We start from the raw sequence: 14,953 nt of genomic DNA on the forward strand, positions 1-14,953 counted from the left end.
TTACCGGCTACGACCAGGTCTCCCTGCAGCCGAACGCCGGTTCCCAGGGTGAGCTCGCGGGCCTGCTGGCGATCCGCGGTTACCACCTGTCCCGCGGCGATGACCAGCGCAACGTCTGCCTGATCCCGGCCTCCGCCCACGGCACCAACGCCGCCTCCGCCGTCCTCGCCGGCATGAAGGTCGTAGTGGTCGCCACCGCGGCTGACGGCAGCATCGATCACACGGACCTGAACGCCAAGATCGAGGCCCACAAGGACGTCCTCTCGGCCATCATGATCACCTACCCCTCTACCCACGGCGTGTACGACGCCGATGTCCGTGAGGTGTGCGATTCGGTGCACGCTGCCGGCGGCCAGGTCTATGTGGACGGTGCCAACCTGAATGCGCTTGTGGGACTGGCGCAGCCGGGTAAGTTCGGCGGCGACGTCTCGCACCTGAACCTGCACAAGACCTTCTGCATCCCGCACGGCGGCGGCGGTCCGGGTGTGGGCCCGGTCGCGGCCAAGGCCCACCTGGCACCGTTTATGCCGGGCAACGCGGCTACCTGGACCGAAGGCAACGACGTCCCGATCTCTGCCTCACGGTTCGGTTCCGCCGGCGTCCTGCCCATCTCCTGGGCCTACGTGAAGCTCATGGGCGCCGAAGGCCTGACCGAAGCCACCAAGTCCGCGCTGCTCGCAGCCAACTACGTGGCGGCACGGCTGAACGAGTACTTCCCGGTCCTCTACACGGGTGAGGGCGGTCTGGTGGCGCATGAGTGCATCCTGGACCTGCGTGATCTGACGGCGAAGACCGGCGTTACCGCGGAGGATGTGGCCAAGCGCCTCATCGACTACGGCTTCCACGCCCCCACCCTGGCCTTCCCGGTTGCCGGCACGCTGATGGTGGAGCCCACGGAGTCCGAGGACCTCGTGGAGATCGACCGGTTTATCGACGCGATGATCACCATCCGGAAGGAAATCGACCAGGTGGCCAACGGTGACTTCACCGTGGAGAACAGCCCGCTGCGCCACGCACCCCACACCGCGTCCGCCGTCGTCACCTCCGACTGGGCCCGCGAGTACCCGCGCGAGCAGGCCGCCTTCCCGGTCCACCACCTCAAGCAGGACAAGTATTTCCCGCCCGTCGGCCGCATCGACGGCGCAGCCGGGGACCGCAACCTGATCTGCTCCTGCCCGCCGCTGTCGGAGTTCGAAGACTAGGAAGCCGGCACAGAGAGTCCGGACCCGGCAGACCGGAGTTTTCACGCGTGCTGCGCCCCACCGGCCCCCTAGCCTCGCAAGCTCGGTCAGGGCACCCGGACGGCGGGGGCCCACTCGTCGCTCTGACGCACGCTTTCGAAAACCCCGGCCCGCCAGCCCCTCGGGGGTCCGCGGTATCCGGCAGCATGCTCCCCACCGTCCCCCTAACCTCGCAAGCTCGGCCAGGGAACCCGGACGGCGTGGGCCCAGAGGATGCCGGGGATCCACCGCCCTAACGAGTGGCTTTAGACTTGTGGCTACGCAACCCCTCAGATTGGACACGGCCCCCTTGCGAGAATTCACCGCCCGCTATGCCACAGCGGAGGAAATTGAGAACTGGGACAAGCACGTCACGGCCAACCCGAACGGCGGCAACATGCTGCAGTCTGCTGCCTACGCGTCCGTGAAGAACGGCAGCGGCTGGACCGCCCGCTTCCTGGTCCTGGAGTCTGCCGGGACTGCCAGCTACAACCTGGTGCTGGAGAAGAAATTCCCCGTGCTGGGCCGCCTGTGGTACCTGATCAAGGGCCCTGACCTGGGTGCGGTCGAGGACCTGAAGCCGGTGCTGGACGCGTGCGCTGCATTTGCCCGGAGCCGGAAGCTCAATGTCTTCACCATCAAGATTGAGCCTGACATCGTGTCCACCCCGGAAGCCCCGGCACAGGTCGCCGCCGCCGGCCTGGTGAAGGCCCCGAACATCCAATCCAATGACTCCACCGCGCTGCTGGACATCGCGGCACCGGAGAACCAGGTGTTCCGGTCCATCTCGTCCCGCGCCCGCAACGCGATCCGCCGGGCAGAACGCGAAGGCTGCGCAGTGGTGCAGCAGGAGCCAAACCCGGAAACGTACCGGGCGCTGTACGACCTGATGGCGGACACCGTCAACGCCAAGGGCTCCATGCCGTTGCGCAGCCTGGAGTACTACACCCGGTTCTGGGACGAATTCTGCACCCGCGGCCAAGGCAGCTTCTTCTTTGTCTATGAGGACGGCAAACCCAGCGTGGGCGCCTTTGTGATCAACTACGGATCCAAGGCAACCTACAAGGACGGCGGCTCCACCCAGAACAGGAAGCAATACGGCGATTCGCACCTGGTCCAGTGGTCGGCCATCCGGAGAATGCAGGAACTCGGCTGCACCGAGTACGACTTCTGCGGCACGCCGCCGTCCGGCCTGATCAAGGACAGCACCCACCACCTCTACGGCATGGGCATGTTCAAGACGAGCTTCACGAAGACGGTTACGGACTTCGTCGGCTGCTACGACTACGTACTGTCGCCCGTCAGGCACACCCTATGGGTCAAGGGCGCGGAACGGATCTTCCGCCGGCTCGAAACCGCACGCACCGGCCAGCAGTTCTACTGACAGCCCGCAAGCCACGCTCACCATCCACACCACGAAGGCCAGCGACTGCCCCAGGCGGCAGCGCAGCCATAGATGAGGTTACTTCTGTGAATCCCACCAAGGCCGGAGCCGGCCTCGAGCTCAGCGTCCTCAGCGATGCCGAATTTGAGTCCTTCTCCCTCAAGCACCCGCAAAACAACTTCATCCAGTCCGCTGACTTCACCCGCTTCCAGCGCGCCCGCGGTCAGGCAGTAGAGCTGTTCGGTGTCAGGCGCGACGGCGATCTGGTCGCCGCCGGCAAGCTGAACTACACCACCAACCGCTGGGGCTACAAGGTGTGCGAGTGCGCCAAGGGCCCCCTCCTGGACTACACGGACGCCGCACTGGTGCGTGACGTCGTCGCACTTCTCAAGGAACGTGCCGCGGAACGCAAGGCTGCTGAACTGCGGATTTCCCCGAACCTGACGTACATCGCCCGCGATGCCGACGGCGCCGAACACCCTAAGATCGTGGACAACAGGCCGCTCGTGGCGGACCTGGCGGGCCTGGGTTTTGAACACCAGGGCTCGGACATGAACTTCGCCAACGTGAACTGGATGTTCATCAAGCAGCTGGACGGCATCACGGACGCCGAGGAGCTCATCATGGGCACCAGCTACCGGACACGGAAGGCCATCCGGAAGGCTGAAAAGAACGGCGTGTTCCTGGAGCAGGCCACCCTTGAAACCCTCGACGAGTTCTACAACGCGCTGAGCACCGCGGGAGACGAGAAGGGCTTCTTCTACCGGGAACGCGAATACTACGAACAGCTCCTGCGGACAACTTCAGCCGAGTTCACCAAGCTCATGATGGCCAAGATCGACATCCCCGCGTACCGGAAGTCCATCACCGAACGCCTGGAAGCGGAATCCGCGTCCGCAGCCGAACTCCGCCGTGAAGTGGAAGAGACCGGCAGCAAAAAGAAAGCCAACCGCCTCAAAGTAGTCCAGGACCTCGTGGACAGCTACGAGCGCAGCCTCAAGGACATCGAGCGCTTCCCGGACTCGGTGGGCGTGGCAACAGTGGCCGCCATCCACTTTGTCTGCTTCGGAGACGAGGTGGTCTGCGTCATCGGCGGCACCAAGCAGGACTACATTTACTTCAACGGCGCCACCTCGCTGTACTGGGGGATGATGTTGCACGCGCTGGAGAAGGGCTACAGGCGCTACAACTTCTACGGCACCTTCGGCATCGAGGGGCAGGACGACGAAGGCCACGGCGGCTACGAGTTCAAGAAGGGCTTCGGCGGCGACGTGGTCCAGCTGCTGGGTGACTTCGTGATGCCCGTGCGGCCGGTAGCCTTCCAGGCCAACCGCCTTGTCCGTGCGGCCATCGCCGCGGCCCGCACGCTGCTGGGCAAACTGCCGCTGAAACGTAAGGCCTGACACCAAACCACGAAGTGCCAGAAAGGGAGGAGCACCAAGGTGACCGATCGACCTGAAAATCCAAGGCGCAGGCCTCCCACCGACGGGCTGCCCAAAACAGAGCCGCTTACAGCCTCCCAGCTCCGCCAGGATGCCGCGGCCAAGAGGATGCTGCGGCGCCTGGTTCGGGGGGAGAACCCGCCGACGGCGCCGCTGAGCATTGTGGACAGGCTCGCCGGAAGCCCCTACGCCAACCCCATGATCCAGGTGGGAGGCGTGGACACCTCCGCACGCAAGACCCTGGACTTTTCCCTGCACCTTGCCGAGACCATGTTCCGGTACGGGGCAGGCGCCCTGGAGGTGGAGACGAGCATTATTGCCGTCACCGCCGCCCTGGGGCTGAAAAACATCGAAGTGGACATCACCAACCAGTCGGTGGCCATTAACTATGCGCCCAAGGACCAGACGCCCATCTCGCTGCTTCGGGTAGTGCGGTCCTGGACCAACAACTATGCCGGTTTGGCCAAGGTACACCGGCTGGTGACGGACATCGTGGCAGGGGGAGTGGGCCGCGATGAGGCCATCCGCCGGCTGGATGAGGCCATCACCAGCCCCAAACCGTTTCCGCGCTGGATGGTCACCATAGCCTTCGGTGTTTTCGCGGGGGTCTTTGTGGGCGTGCTCGGCGGCGGCCCGGTGTCCTCGGGCATTGCGTTCGTGGCCAACATCGGCGTCAGCCTGCTCGCCCGCCAGCTGGGCCGGTGGCGGGTTCCGGACTTCTTTACGACGGCGGCATGTTCCTTCGGCGTCACGCTCACCGCGTTGCTGTTGTGGCGCTTTGAGCTCACCAACGCCCCGGCGATTGTGGTTGTGGGCGGCATCTTGCTGCTCTTGCCCACCGGGCGCCTCGTCTCCTCGGTCCAGGACGCCATCAACGGTTTCCCCGTGACCGCGGCGGGCCGGTTCCTGTCCACCTTGCTGACTTTCGGCGCGATTGTGGCCGGGATCGCGGTTGCCTTTGTGGTGGGCGCGATGACCGGAATGCAGCCTATTAGCGTCACCCAGACGTTCCCGCCTGCCTACGACCTCTGGGTCCTGGTGATCTTCATCGCCGTCGCCGTGATGGCCATCGGCGTGACGGAGCAGACCTCGTGGGAGCTATTGCTGCCCACCGCAGCCGTGGGCGTGGTGGGCTATTTTGTGCTGCTGGGTGCCGCGTCCCTCGGCGTTGGTGACCGGTTCTCCCCGGCGCTCGCCGCCGTCGTGATTGGCCTGCTGGCGCGGGTGGTGGCGCTGAAGATGGGCGCACCCCAGCTGGTGGTAGCCGTCCCTGCGGCGCTGATCCTGCTGCCCGGGCTGACCATTTTCCGGTCGATGTATGTGCTGACCATCGAGGAATCCGAAGTCCTCCTCGGCGCCAGCGGTATGCTCAACGCCGGCGCGATCGTCTTGGGCACCGCAGCCGGTGTTGTGCTCGGCGATACCCTCGCGCGGCCACTGACGCGCAGCCTGGCCAGCAACGAGCGCCGCCGCGCCCGCCGACGCTAGCGACTGCTCAGATCTTCCCTGCTTAGATCTTCCCTACGGGCAGTTTCTTCTCGGCCTGGAAGTCGTCCTCCACCCGGCCCTGGGCCCAGTAGCCGGACAACGAAACCTGGCTCCGTTCAAGGCCGCGCTGGACAAAAAACACGTCCCGCAGGCACTTCATGTAGCCGCGCTCGCCGTGTGCAAAAACGTCGACCCGACCGGCTGGCCACTCGGCGTCGGCCACGGCTGAAACGAGGAGGTCCCCGGCGCCGACCGGGGCGCCGTTGCGCTGGATCCACGTCACCTGGACGCCCGCAGGGGACGGGAGGGGCTGGATGTCGGCGTCGCTGTCCACCTCGATAAACGCCAGGCCACGCGCTTCGGCCGGCAACGATTCGATGGCGGCGGCGATGGCGGGCAGTGCGGCTTCATCACCGGCAAAAAGGTACCAGTCGGCGTCGGGCGCAGGGTTGTAGGCACCGCCCGGGCCGGTGAAGGTGAAGGTGTCGCCGGGCTTCGCGGCAGCCGCCCAGGGGCCGGCCAGCCCCTCGTCGCCGTGGAGCACAAAGTCGATGGCGAGTTCCTGCGCCTCGGTGTCCACCCAGCGGACCGTGTAGGTGCGGGTGAAGGGCCACTGCTCGCGGGGCATGGTTTCGCGGATGGTCCACAGGTCCAGGGGCCGGGCATAGTCAACGCCGGGCTGAGGAAAGACAATTTTGACGTAGCGGTCCACGAAGCTGTTGTTCACGTAGGCGGCAAAACCTTCGCCGCCGGCCACGATCCTGACCATGTGGGGCGAGAGTTCTTCCCGTCGGATGACCGTGAGATCAATCTGCGGACGTGTAGTTTTTGTGGCGCTGGTGGCGGCCGGAACAGTGCTCATAAGGTAACCCTAAGCTAAGGGACCGGGGGGAGCTCCCAAGTTACGCCGAGGCATCCCTGGTCCTGCAGCAGCCGGTTGATGGTGCTGAACGGCCGGGAACCGAAGAATCCGCGCGACGCCGACAACGGGCTGGGGTGGGCGCTGGACACAACCGCCGTGTCGGACAGAAGGGGCCGGACACTCTCCGCGTCCTTGCCCCACAGCACCGTCACCAGCGGGGCCGGGCCGCCGTCGGAAGTGCGCCGGCCGGCCACCGCGGTGACTGCCGCCGTCGTGATGGCCTCCCAGCCTTTGCCCCGGTGGGAGCCGGCAGCCCCGGCTCGGACGCTCATGACCCGGTTCAACAGCAGGACCCCTTGGCTGGCCCAGGCGGACAGGTCGCCGTGGACGCGTGCGGGAATGCCGAGATCGGCCTCCAGTTCGCGGTAGATATTGGCCAGGCTCCGCGGGATGGGGCGGGTCCGCCCGTGAACGGCGAAGGACAGGCCGATCGCGTGGCCCGGCGTCGGGTACGGGTCCTGGCCAACCACCAGCACCTTCACTCCGGCCAGCGGCTGGCGGAAGGCACGCAGAACGTTTGACGGCGCCGGCAGCACCTGGTGCCCAGCGGCAACTTCCGCAGCCAGGAAGCTCAGGGCGCCGCGCAGCTCACTCTCAACGGGGCTCAGCGCCTCCGCCCAGTCAGCCGCCATCAGCTCACTGAGCGGCAGGGCGGCCATTTCGGCAAAGCCAACGGCCTCGGCAGGGTCCGCCGCCAGTTCGAACAACGCGTCAGAATCAAACACGCTCCCATTCTCGCAGGACCTCCAAGGGGTGGAAATGACATAGATGTTATTCACGCCGTAACATGGGTAGGAGATTTTCTACTCAACCAGCGAAGGGGTGTGCCGTGGCGGAGCCTGCTCGGGAACATGTGCCGGAGCCGGAGGAGCGCGGTACTTTGCTGGCGGATTTTACGCTCCGTGACTCCCCGTTGAGCGAGCGCGACCAGCAGATGCTGGCACTGGAGCGGCAGTGGTGGAAGTACGCGGGGGCCAAGGAACAGGCCATCAGGGAGCTGTTCGATCTGTCCGCGACCCACTACTACCAGCTACTCAACGCCCTCATTGACACCGAGGCTGCACTTGCCCACGACCCCATGCTGGTCAAGAGATTGCGTAGACTACGTACGTCGCGTCACCGGGCACGCACTGCACGACGCCTGGGTTCCGACGCCTGACCACGCTCGTGCTGAGCCATCAGCAGCAATCAACAAGGACGTCTCCCCACCATGACCAAATACGCTCGGGATGAATTCGATAAGGTTCCGGAGTCCGCCTCGCGGCAAGGAGTCCACCGTGCGGCCTCGGCGCCTGCCCGCCGCAAGCTGTGGCCCATCCTTGCGGTGGGGGTTGCGGCATTGGCCATCGGAGTGATGTCCTTCCTGATCCTTCCCAAGCTCGGGTTCACCCAGACCGGCAGTGAAGCCTCCACCAGCCTGGAATCAACCGTGGCGCCCGAGGCAAGCGCGGCACCGTCGGTCAGCGCTGGATCCTTCGCGAACCCGGAGCCCTCTGAGAGCCCGGAGGCAGATCCCAGCGCTTCGCCCAGTGCCGTTCCCTCCGCGGCGGTGCTGGACAAGACCCAGCGCGTTGCCATCTACAACGCGGCCGGTACGGCCGGGCTCGCCGGACGCATCAGCTCGATGGTCCAAGCCGATGGCTGGACACTGGGCCAGGTGGGGAACTGGGGCGGCGCACCGCAGAAGACATCCGCAATCTTCTATTCGGGCCCGGCGCAAAAAGCCAACGCCGAAGCAGTCTCGGAACTCCTGAACATTCCTACCCTGGTGGAGAGCCAGGAATTCCAGGTGCCGTTGGTTGTTGTCCTGGGGCCGGGCTACCAGTAACGCCTCGCGGTCACGCCTGAATAACTTTTGGGCACCGGAGCGGCAGTGTGGCTCGGCCCGCCGGATGGCTTATCGCTAGAGTGATTTCAGGCTTCGGTCCGCAACAAGCGGCACACTTCCGACGGGGACCGACGGCACGACGGAAAAGAGTGGACATCATGGGATTGGGAACGGTTAAGTGGTTCAACGCCGAAAAGGGCTACGGCTTTATTACGGTGGACGGCTCCGGGGACGATGTCTTTGTGCACTGGTCGGCCATTGAGGGCGAAGGTTACCGTGCCCTGGATGAGGGACAGCGCGTCGAACTTGAAGTCGGCGAAGGCGAGAAAGGCCCGCAGGCAGAAAGCGTCCGGCCCGCTCAGTGATCTCCCGCAGCCTGCGCTCAACAATGGTCCACACAACTACGGGGGCGGCGCTCCTGTTGGCCCTGGCCGGCTGTGCCGGATCAGGGGGCAACGCCCGCGTTGAATCCGCTGAGGCATCCGGTGACGGTACGCTGCGGATCGGGCTGATCCAGGACAGCACAGGGAAGCAGGCCTTCCTCAACGACTCGCAGCTCGCTGCGGCGCAACTTGCCATCAAGGAAATCAACGCGGCCGGCGGTCACAAGGGCAGGCCTGTCGATCTGGTGGTCGGCGCCGGTGACGGCGCAGATGCCCAGGCCAGGAATCTGGCCTCAGCCAACGCTGACGCGGTGATCGGACCCACGGACTCGAGCCACGCCGCCGCCGCCATCGACGTCCTCTCGACTGCCCGCATCCCGCTCGTCTCGCCGGCCAACTCTGCTGCCGGCCTGTCCCGCTATAAGAGCGGCGGCTACTACTTCAGGACGGCCGCGGCGGACGTTGCCCAGGCCTCGGTGCTGGTGAAACTGGCCAAGGACGGCGGCGCCAAGAGCCTTGCCGTGGTCCACCAGGACAGTACCTACGGCAAGGACGTGTCGGCCGCGGTAACCAGTGCCGCCAAAAACGCCGGCCTCGAGACGGTCTCCACCGCCGCATTCAAGCCCGGCGACGCCGGGAACGCGGCAGCCGCTGCCAAGGCTGCCACGCCTGACGCCGTGGTGCTGATCGCCAGGGACGACGCCCAGGGTGCCCTCGCAGAGCTCAATAACGCGGGGCTGTCGGGCAAGAGCATTATCCTGAGCGACGGCGCCTTCGCCCAGTACGGTCCGGGGCTGGGATCCAAGGCCCTCGACGGCGCCCGTGCAGTGGTGCCAGGCCGGCTGCCGTCCGCGGACTTCCAGGCCCGGCTTGTTTCGGTCAACCCGGCATTGAAAGACCTTTCGTTCGCCGCAGAGACCTACGACGCCGTGAACCTTGCAGTCCTGGCGGCAGCCAAAGCTGACGACGACGCCGGCCGCTCCATCGCCGCCAACCTGATCGCCGTGTCCGGCGGGACGGCAGGCGGGCAGCCCGCCGCGCAGGCCTCTGGCCCGGCCATCAAGCCCTGCCTGTCCTACACCGACTGCGTCGCGGTCCTGAAAACCGGGGCAAACATTAATTACGACGGCGAATCGGGGCCGGTTGCCTTCGATTCCAACGGTGACATCACCACGGCCAACTACATGGTGTTCACCTACGGCGCAGACAACAGGGCAGTGCTCACCGGCCGTGAGGCGGCAGGCCGGGCCGCAGGCTGATCGCCAGTGGCGAACGGGTCGCCCTGACGGCGCGATTTAAGGGGTCTTTCGCTTGCACTCTCACCTAGGGAGTGCTAATTATTGAGTTAGCACTCTTACGTACCGACTGCTAAAGCGACGTCCGGTTTTTCCGGCAGCGGAGCTTGGCGGCGGTCGTGGAGCGAGAGAAATACCTAGCTGGAGTGAGATCCCCAGCCGTGGCATACAGAGGCCGCCGGTGAAGGATCGTCCGTCGCGGGCACTGCAGTGAGGTTCATTCTTAACGACTGTCCCGAAAGGACTACTGCCGTTATGGCCAAGATCATTGCATTTGATGAAGAGGCACGCCGCGGTCTTGAGCGGGGCCTGAACATCCTCGCCGACGCCGTCAAGGTCACCCTCGGCCCGCGTGGACGCAACGTCGTCCTCGAAAAGAAGTGGGGCGCCCCCACGATCACCAACGATGGTGTTTCCATCGCCAAGGAGATCGAGCTGGACGACCCTTACGAAAAGATCGGCGCCGAGCTGGTCAAGGAAGTTGCCAAGAAGACGGACGACGTCGCTGGCGACGGCACCACCACGGCTACCGTGCTGGCGCAGGCCTTGGTCAAGGAAGGCCTGCGCAACGTCGCGGCCGGCGCTGACCCGCTGTCCCTCAAGCGCGGTATCGAGAAGGCAGTAGCGGCCGTCACGGTTGAACTGCTGGCCTCCGCCAAGGAAATCGAAACCAAGGAAGAGATTGCGGCTACTGCCTCCATCTCCGCCGGTGACGACGAAATCGGCGCCCTGATCGCTGAAGCCCTGGACAAGGTGGGCAAAGAAGGCGTCATCACCGTCGAGGAGTCCAACACCTTCGGCCTGGAGCTCGAGCTCACCGAAGGCATGCGCTTCGATAAGGGTTACATCTCCGCTTACTTCGTTACCGATACTGAGCGCCAGGAAACGGTCCTTGAGGACCCCTACATCCTGATCGTCAACTCTAAGATCTCCAACGTCAAGGAACTGGTTGCTGTCCTGGAAAAGGTCATGCAGTCCAGCAAGCCGCTGCTGATCATTGCCGAAGACATCGAGGGCGAGGCCCTGGCCACCCTGATCGTCAACAAGATCCGTGGCACCTTCAAGTCCGTTGCCGTCAAGGCTCCGGGCTTCGGCGACCGCCGCAAGGCCCAGCTGGCCGACATCGCTGTACTCACCGGTGGCCAGGTCATCGCCGAGGAAGTCGGACTCAAGCTGGAGACCGCCGGACTGGAACTCCTGGGACGCGCCCGCAAGGTTGTTGTCACCAAGGACGAAACCACCATCGTTGAAGGTGCCGGCGACGCCGACCAGATCGCTGGCCGCGTTTCCCAGATCCGTGCCGAGATCGAAAACTCCGATTCGGACTACGACCGCGAGAAGCTGCAGGAACGCCTGGCCAAGCTGGCCGGCGGCGTTGCAGTCATCAAGGCCGGTGCCGCAACCGAAGTTGAGCTCAAGGAACGCAAGCACCGCATTGAGGACGCTGTCCGCAACGCGAAGGCTGCTGTTGAAGAAGGCATCGTCGCCGGTGGCGGCGTTGCACTGATCCAGGCCGGCGCCAAGGCGTTCGCGAACCTGAACCTGACAGGTGACGAAGCAACCGGTGCGAACATCGTCCGCGTTGCCATCGACGCCCCGCTGAAGCAGATCGCCTTCAACGCCGGCCTCGAGCCGGGCGTTGTTGTCGACAAGGTCCGCGGCCTGCCTGCAGGCCACGGCCTGAACGCAGCAACCGGCGAATACGTCGACCTGCTGGCTGCCGGCATCAACGACCCGGTCAAGGTGACCCGCTCTGCACTGCAGAACGCGGCTTCCATTGCCGGTCTGTTCCTCACCACCGAGGCTGTAGTGGCCGACAAGCCGGAGAAGAACGCTCCGGCCATGGGTGGCGGCGACGACATGGGCGGCATGGGCGGCTTCTAGCCCCCAACGCCCGGAATACGTTCCGCGCAAACCATAATGCGGCCCCCTCCACTGGAGGGGGCCGCATTATTTTTGCCTGGCTAAGGACCAGCGACTGGCGCCTGGTTGCCTGGCGTGCAGGCCGCGGGCTCCGTTACTTGCGGGCGGTGGCGAGCATTCCTTCGACTTCTTTCTTGAAGGCCTCGGCGGCCGCCTGGGGAGTCATCCGGTCGTAGAGGACTTCGTCGGTGAATCGTTTGATGACGTTCTGGACGCTGCCAGCACCCACCGGCGGGACGGGAGGCGCGTCGGCGATGTCCGGTGCGATGTCCTTCAGGAAGGCCACCACGGTGGTGTCTGCCGGCTTGAGGGTGGGGGTGATGCCCTCGACAATCTCAGAGTTGCTGGGCACGCCGCGGTCTGTCATGAGGATGGCGCCTGCCGCGGGGCTGTTGGCCAGGTAATCGATAAAGGTTGCCGCCGCTTCCGGGTGCTTGGACCGTGAGGACGCGGACCAGAACATGGTGGGCTTGTAGTACATGCCGTTATCCGCAGATTTCCCGCCGGTGCTGGGCGCGCGGAGCATCTTGATGCTGCTGCCCGTGGTGGTTTCCAGCGATCCCAGCTGGTTGGTCCACCACCATGCCATGCCCACCCGGTTGGTGCCGAACAGGCTCTCCTCAAGGCCCGCGCCGGAGTCCTCGGTGGCCACCGAGGCCGGCGGGCTGGCCTGGGATTCGCGCTGTTCCTTCAGCCGTTCCCAGAACGAAGCGGCCGTGGCGGAGTCGAAATCCAGTTTCCCATCCTGGGAGTAGAGGTTTTCACCGTGCTGCCGAAGCCAGATGATGAGGTCCGCCTCGTTGCTGCCATAGGCTGCGCCGTAGCTCTTCCCGTCACCGGCCGCGCTGAGTTTCGCGGCGGTGTCCATAAAGTCGTCCCAGGTCCAGGTGGTGTCGTCCGGGACGGGCACGTTTGCTGCCTCAAAGACCTTGGTGTTCGCCATGATGACATACGCGTTCTTCCCGGTGCTCAGCCCGTATTGTGCGTCGTCGTATTGGCCGGACGCCAGTGATTCCTTGTCCAGCTTTGAGGTGTCGATCCCGCCCTGTTTGGACAGGTCCAGCAGCGCCCCGCGGCCACCGTATTCGGCGATATATTTCTGGTCCATCTGGATGACATCCGGTGCGTCATTGGCCGCGGTGGTGGTGGCCAGTTTGTCCCAGTAGCTGGCCCATTCGCCCGGCTCGGATTTGATCTTGATGTTGGGATGTTCGGCCTCGAACGCGTCGATGACTCTTTCTGTCTGCGCGTTGAGGTACTCATTGCCCCACCAGGCGAACCGCAGGGTGACTTCGTCATTTCCGCTGGAGGCTGCGGGTGTACCGCAGCCTGCGGCAAGCAGTGAAACAGCGACGGCGACTGCGCCGAACTGGAACTTCCTGCGGTTGATGGTCCGAATCTTCATTGATGTGCCTTCCTCAATAGGGTGGAGGCCCAACCCACGCGTGTTCCCGTGACGGCGTCGATGCCGGCGGAGAAGCCTCGACTGAGAAAGCGCTTTCCCGGTCCGAATTCCGATTCTGCCGCGCTTCGACTTCGGCGTCAAGACTTTTCGGTAAACGGTTTCCCGACGGCTGGCTGAACCGGTTGTCGTCGCCGTCTGGCAGGATGGTTCCGTGACAATTACTGCAGCGGCCGACGGTTCGGCTTTAGGAAATCCCGGCCCGGCCGGTTGGGCCTGGTATGTGAACGACGACTGCTGGCGCGCCGGGGGATGGCCGCACGGCACCAACAACCAGGGCGAGCTGATGGCCGTCCTGGATCTGTTCCGCGCTACGGCGCACGTCCCGGAGGAGGACCTGAGGGTCCTGTGCGACAGCCAGTACGTGATCAACTCCATCACCAAATGGATGCCCGGCTGGAAGCGCAAGGGCTGGCGCAAGGCCGACGGCAAACCCGTCCTGAACGTGGAGCTACTCAAGGAACTGGACCGGGAAATCGTCGGCCGCAAATACACGTTCGAATGGGTCAAGGGCCACGCAGGCCACGACCTCAATGAGGCAGCCGATGTCCGCGCACGTGCCGCCGCCACCGCGTACCAGCAGGGTGTGGCGGCGCGTTCAGGCCCAGGCTTCGCCGGCGCCCCGGAAGCGGTTGCCCCGGCGGTTGATAGCCGGGTTGCCGTCAGCCCTGGGGCAAGCACTGCAGTGACCAGTATCGAAGCCCCCACCACAGCCGGCGGGGCTGGCTCCTACGGCCAGAGCTCGTACGGCCAGGACCTCTTCGACCAAGGCCCCTACGACGAGCCGGACCTCTTCAGCGAACTGGAGAGCGACTCCTTCGTCCCGCCGGAGTCCGCCGGCTCTGAGACCAGCCCCGAATCGATCGTCGAGGCCCTCGAACGTGAATTGTCAGGCCCCGACGTCCGTGGCGATATCGGCCGCACCGGCGTCCTCCTGCACCCTGATTTTATGGAGATCGGAACTTCGGGCAGGGTGTGGACCCGTGACGCCACGATGATGGCGCTGGAAGAGGAACCAGTGCAACACACCGAGCTGGAGATCCTGGGCGCGGACCGCATCGGCACCAGCGCGATCCTGCTGACATGCCGAAGCTACTCGCGCTCAGGCACGGCTTTCCATAGCTCACTGTGGGTTTTGGACGGCAACAGATGGCGGCTCCGATTCCGCCAGGGGACGCCGGAGGCTTAGAGGCCATTTCGGCTGCGGACTCAGCTGAAGCGCTGGGTGTTGCCCTGCTCGGCCTGGGCGTAGGTGGACGCTGCCGAGGCCAGTGCCATGTTGATGGATGCCAGCGATGCCTCCACCTTGCCCTGGGTGAGTGTCCATTCGGTTACCAGGGCCTGAAAGTTGTTGGCAGCCGAACCGCGCCAGGTGGACTGCAGCTCGTCCAGGCCGCGCTTCATGGCCTGGACGTCGGAGCTGATCCGGTCCACAGTTGCTTTGACGTTGGCCGACTTGAGCTGAAGGAGTTCGGTGTCAACGGAAATGATGCTCATGGCTTGCTGCCTCTCGAAGTAGTGGGACAGCATCTGCTGCCCGCCCGGCTGCTCCGGGCCACTACAGCGAGCCTACGGACGGGCGCTGCCGGCACGCCACGCCCCATTG

Annotated in this window: 14 protein-coding genes; 10 read left to right on the forward strand and 4 right to left on the reverse strand. The window is 64.8% G+C overall.

Translation table 11 applies throughout. The annotated features are described in order from the left end of the window. The 4 genes from AC50YA_RS08430 to AC50YA_RS08445 form a co-directional block, all read left to right on the forward strand. On the forward strand, positions 1 to 1,202 hold a 1,202-nt coding region (locus AC50YA_RS08430; RefSeq protein WP_494981844.1), incomplete at its 5' end, for an aminomethyl-transferring glycine dehydrogenase. Positions 1,203 to 1,530: 328 nt separating this feature from the next. Next, the gene (locus tag AC50YA_RS08435; RefSeq protein ID WP_494981845.1) at positions 1,531 to 2,604 is read left to right on the forward strand and encodes a lipid II:glycine glycyltransferase FemX; all 1,074 of its coding nucleotides are present in this window, start codon (positions 1,531 to 1,533) and stop codon (positions 2,602 to 2,604) included. An 86-nt stretch (positions 2,605 to 2,690) separates the two neighbouring features. Further along, a complete protein-coding gene (locus AC50YA_RS08440) occupies positions 2,691 to 4,007 on the forward strand; it encodes a peptidoglycan bridge formation glycyltransferase FemA/FemB family protein (RefSeq protein WP_494981846.1) in 1,317 nt (438 codons plus the stop codon). A 39-nt stretch (positions 4,008 to 4,046) separates the two neighbouring features. Beyond that, on the forward strand, positions 4,047 to 5,534 hold the full coding sequence (locus tag AC50YA_RS08445; protein ID WP_494981847.1) for a threonine/serine exporter family protein: 1,488 nt from the start codon (positions 4,047 to 4,049) through the stop codon (positions 5,532 to 5,534). A 22-nt stretch (positions 5,535 to 5,556) separates the two neighbouring features. On the opposite strand, the gene AC50YA_RS08450 is transcribed toward AC50YA_RS08445, so the two are convergent. Then, on the reverse strand, positions 5,557 to 6,396 hold the full coding sequence (locus AC50YA_RS08450) for a siderophore-interacting protein (RefSeq protein ID WP_494981848.1): 840 nt from the start codon (positions 6,394 to 6,396) through the stop codon (positions 5,557 to 5,559). 14 nt (positions 6,397 to 6,410) lie between these two features. Further along, entirely contained in the window at positions 6,411 to 7,181 is a 771-nt protein-coding gene (locus tag AC50YA_RS08455; RefSeq protein ID WP_494981849.1) for a uracil-DNA glycosylase, read from the reverse strand. Positions 7,182 to 7,285: 104 nt separating this feature from the next. Here AC50YA_RS08455 and AC50YA_RS08460 point away from each other — a divergent pair, with 104 nt between their 5' ends. The 5 genes from AC50YA_RS08460 to groL all read left to right on the forward strand — a co-directional run bounded on the left by AC50YA_RS08460 (position 7,286) and on the right by groL (position 11,846). Further along, positions 7,286 to 7,615, forward strand: coding sequence for a DUF3263 domain-containing protein (locus AC50YA_RS08460; protein WP_494981850.1), 330 nt, complete (start codon positions 7,286 to 7,288; stop codon positions 7,613 to 7,615). Between the two features lie 51 nt (positions 7,616 to 7,666). Beyond that, a complete protein-coding gene (locus AC50YA_RS08465; RefSeq protein WP_494981851.1) occupies positions 7,667 to 8,284 on the forward strand; it encodes a LytR C-terminal domain-containing protein in 618 nt (205 codons plus the stop codon). A 158-nt stretch (positions 8,285 to 8,442) separates the two neighbouring features. After that, positions 8,443 to 8,649, forward strand: a complete 207-nt coding sequence (locus AC50YA_RS08470) for a cold-shock protein (protein ID WP_494981852.1) — start codon at positions 8,443 to 8,445, stop codon at positions 8,647 to 8,649. A gap of 23 nt (positions 8,650 to 8,672) precedes the next feature. After that, entirely contained in the window at positions 8,673 to 9,926 is a 1,254-nt protein-coding gene (locus AC50YA_RS08475) for an ABC transporter substrate-binding protein (protein ID WP_494982032.1), read from the forward strand. Positions 9,927 to 10,217: 291 nt separating this feature from the next. Beyond that, the gene (gene groL / locus AC50YA_RS08480; protein WP_494981853.1) at positions 10,218 to 11,846 is read left to right on the forward strand and encodes a chaperonin GroEL; all 1,629 of its coding nucleotides are present in this window, start codon (positions 10,218 to 10,220) and stop codon (positions 11,844 to 11,846) included. A gap of 133 nt (positions 11,847 to 11,979) precedes the next feature. Here groL and AC50YA_RS08485 read toward each other — a convergent pair whose 3' ends face one another. Continuing rightward, on the reverse strand, positions 11,980 to 13,290 hold the full coding sequence (locus tag AC50YA_RS08485; RefSeq protein ID WP_494981854.1) for an ABC transporter substrate-binding protein: 1,311 nt from the start codon (positions 13,288 to 13,290) through the stop codon (positions 11,980 to 11,982). Positions 13,291 to 13,501: 211 nt separating this feature from the next. Between AC50YA_RS08485 and AC50YA_RS08490 the strand changes: the two genes are divergently transcribed. After that, on the forward strand, positions 13,502 to 14,536 hold the full coding sequence (locus tag AC50YA_RS08490; protein ID WP_494981855.1) for an RNase H family protein: 1,035 nt from the start codon (positions 13,502 to 13,504) through the stop codon (positions 14,534 to 14,536). A 20-nt stretch (positions 14,537 to 14,556) separates the two neighbouring features. Here AC50YA_RS08490 and AC50YA_RS08495 read toward each other — a convergent pair whose 3' ends face one another. Continuing rightward, positions 14,557 to 14,844, reverse strand: coding sequence for a WXG100 family type VII secretion target (locus AC50YA_RS08495; protein WP_056347304.1), 288 nt, complete (start codon positions 14,842 to 14,844; stop codon positions 14,557 to 14,559). Positions 14,845 to 14,953: the final 109 nt, after the last annotated feature.

Source organism: Pseudarthrobacter sp. RHLT3-21, from assembly GCF_059383495.1.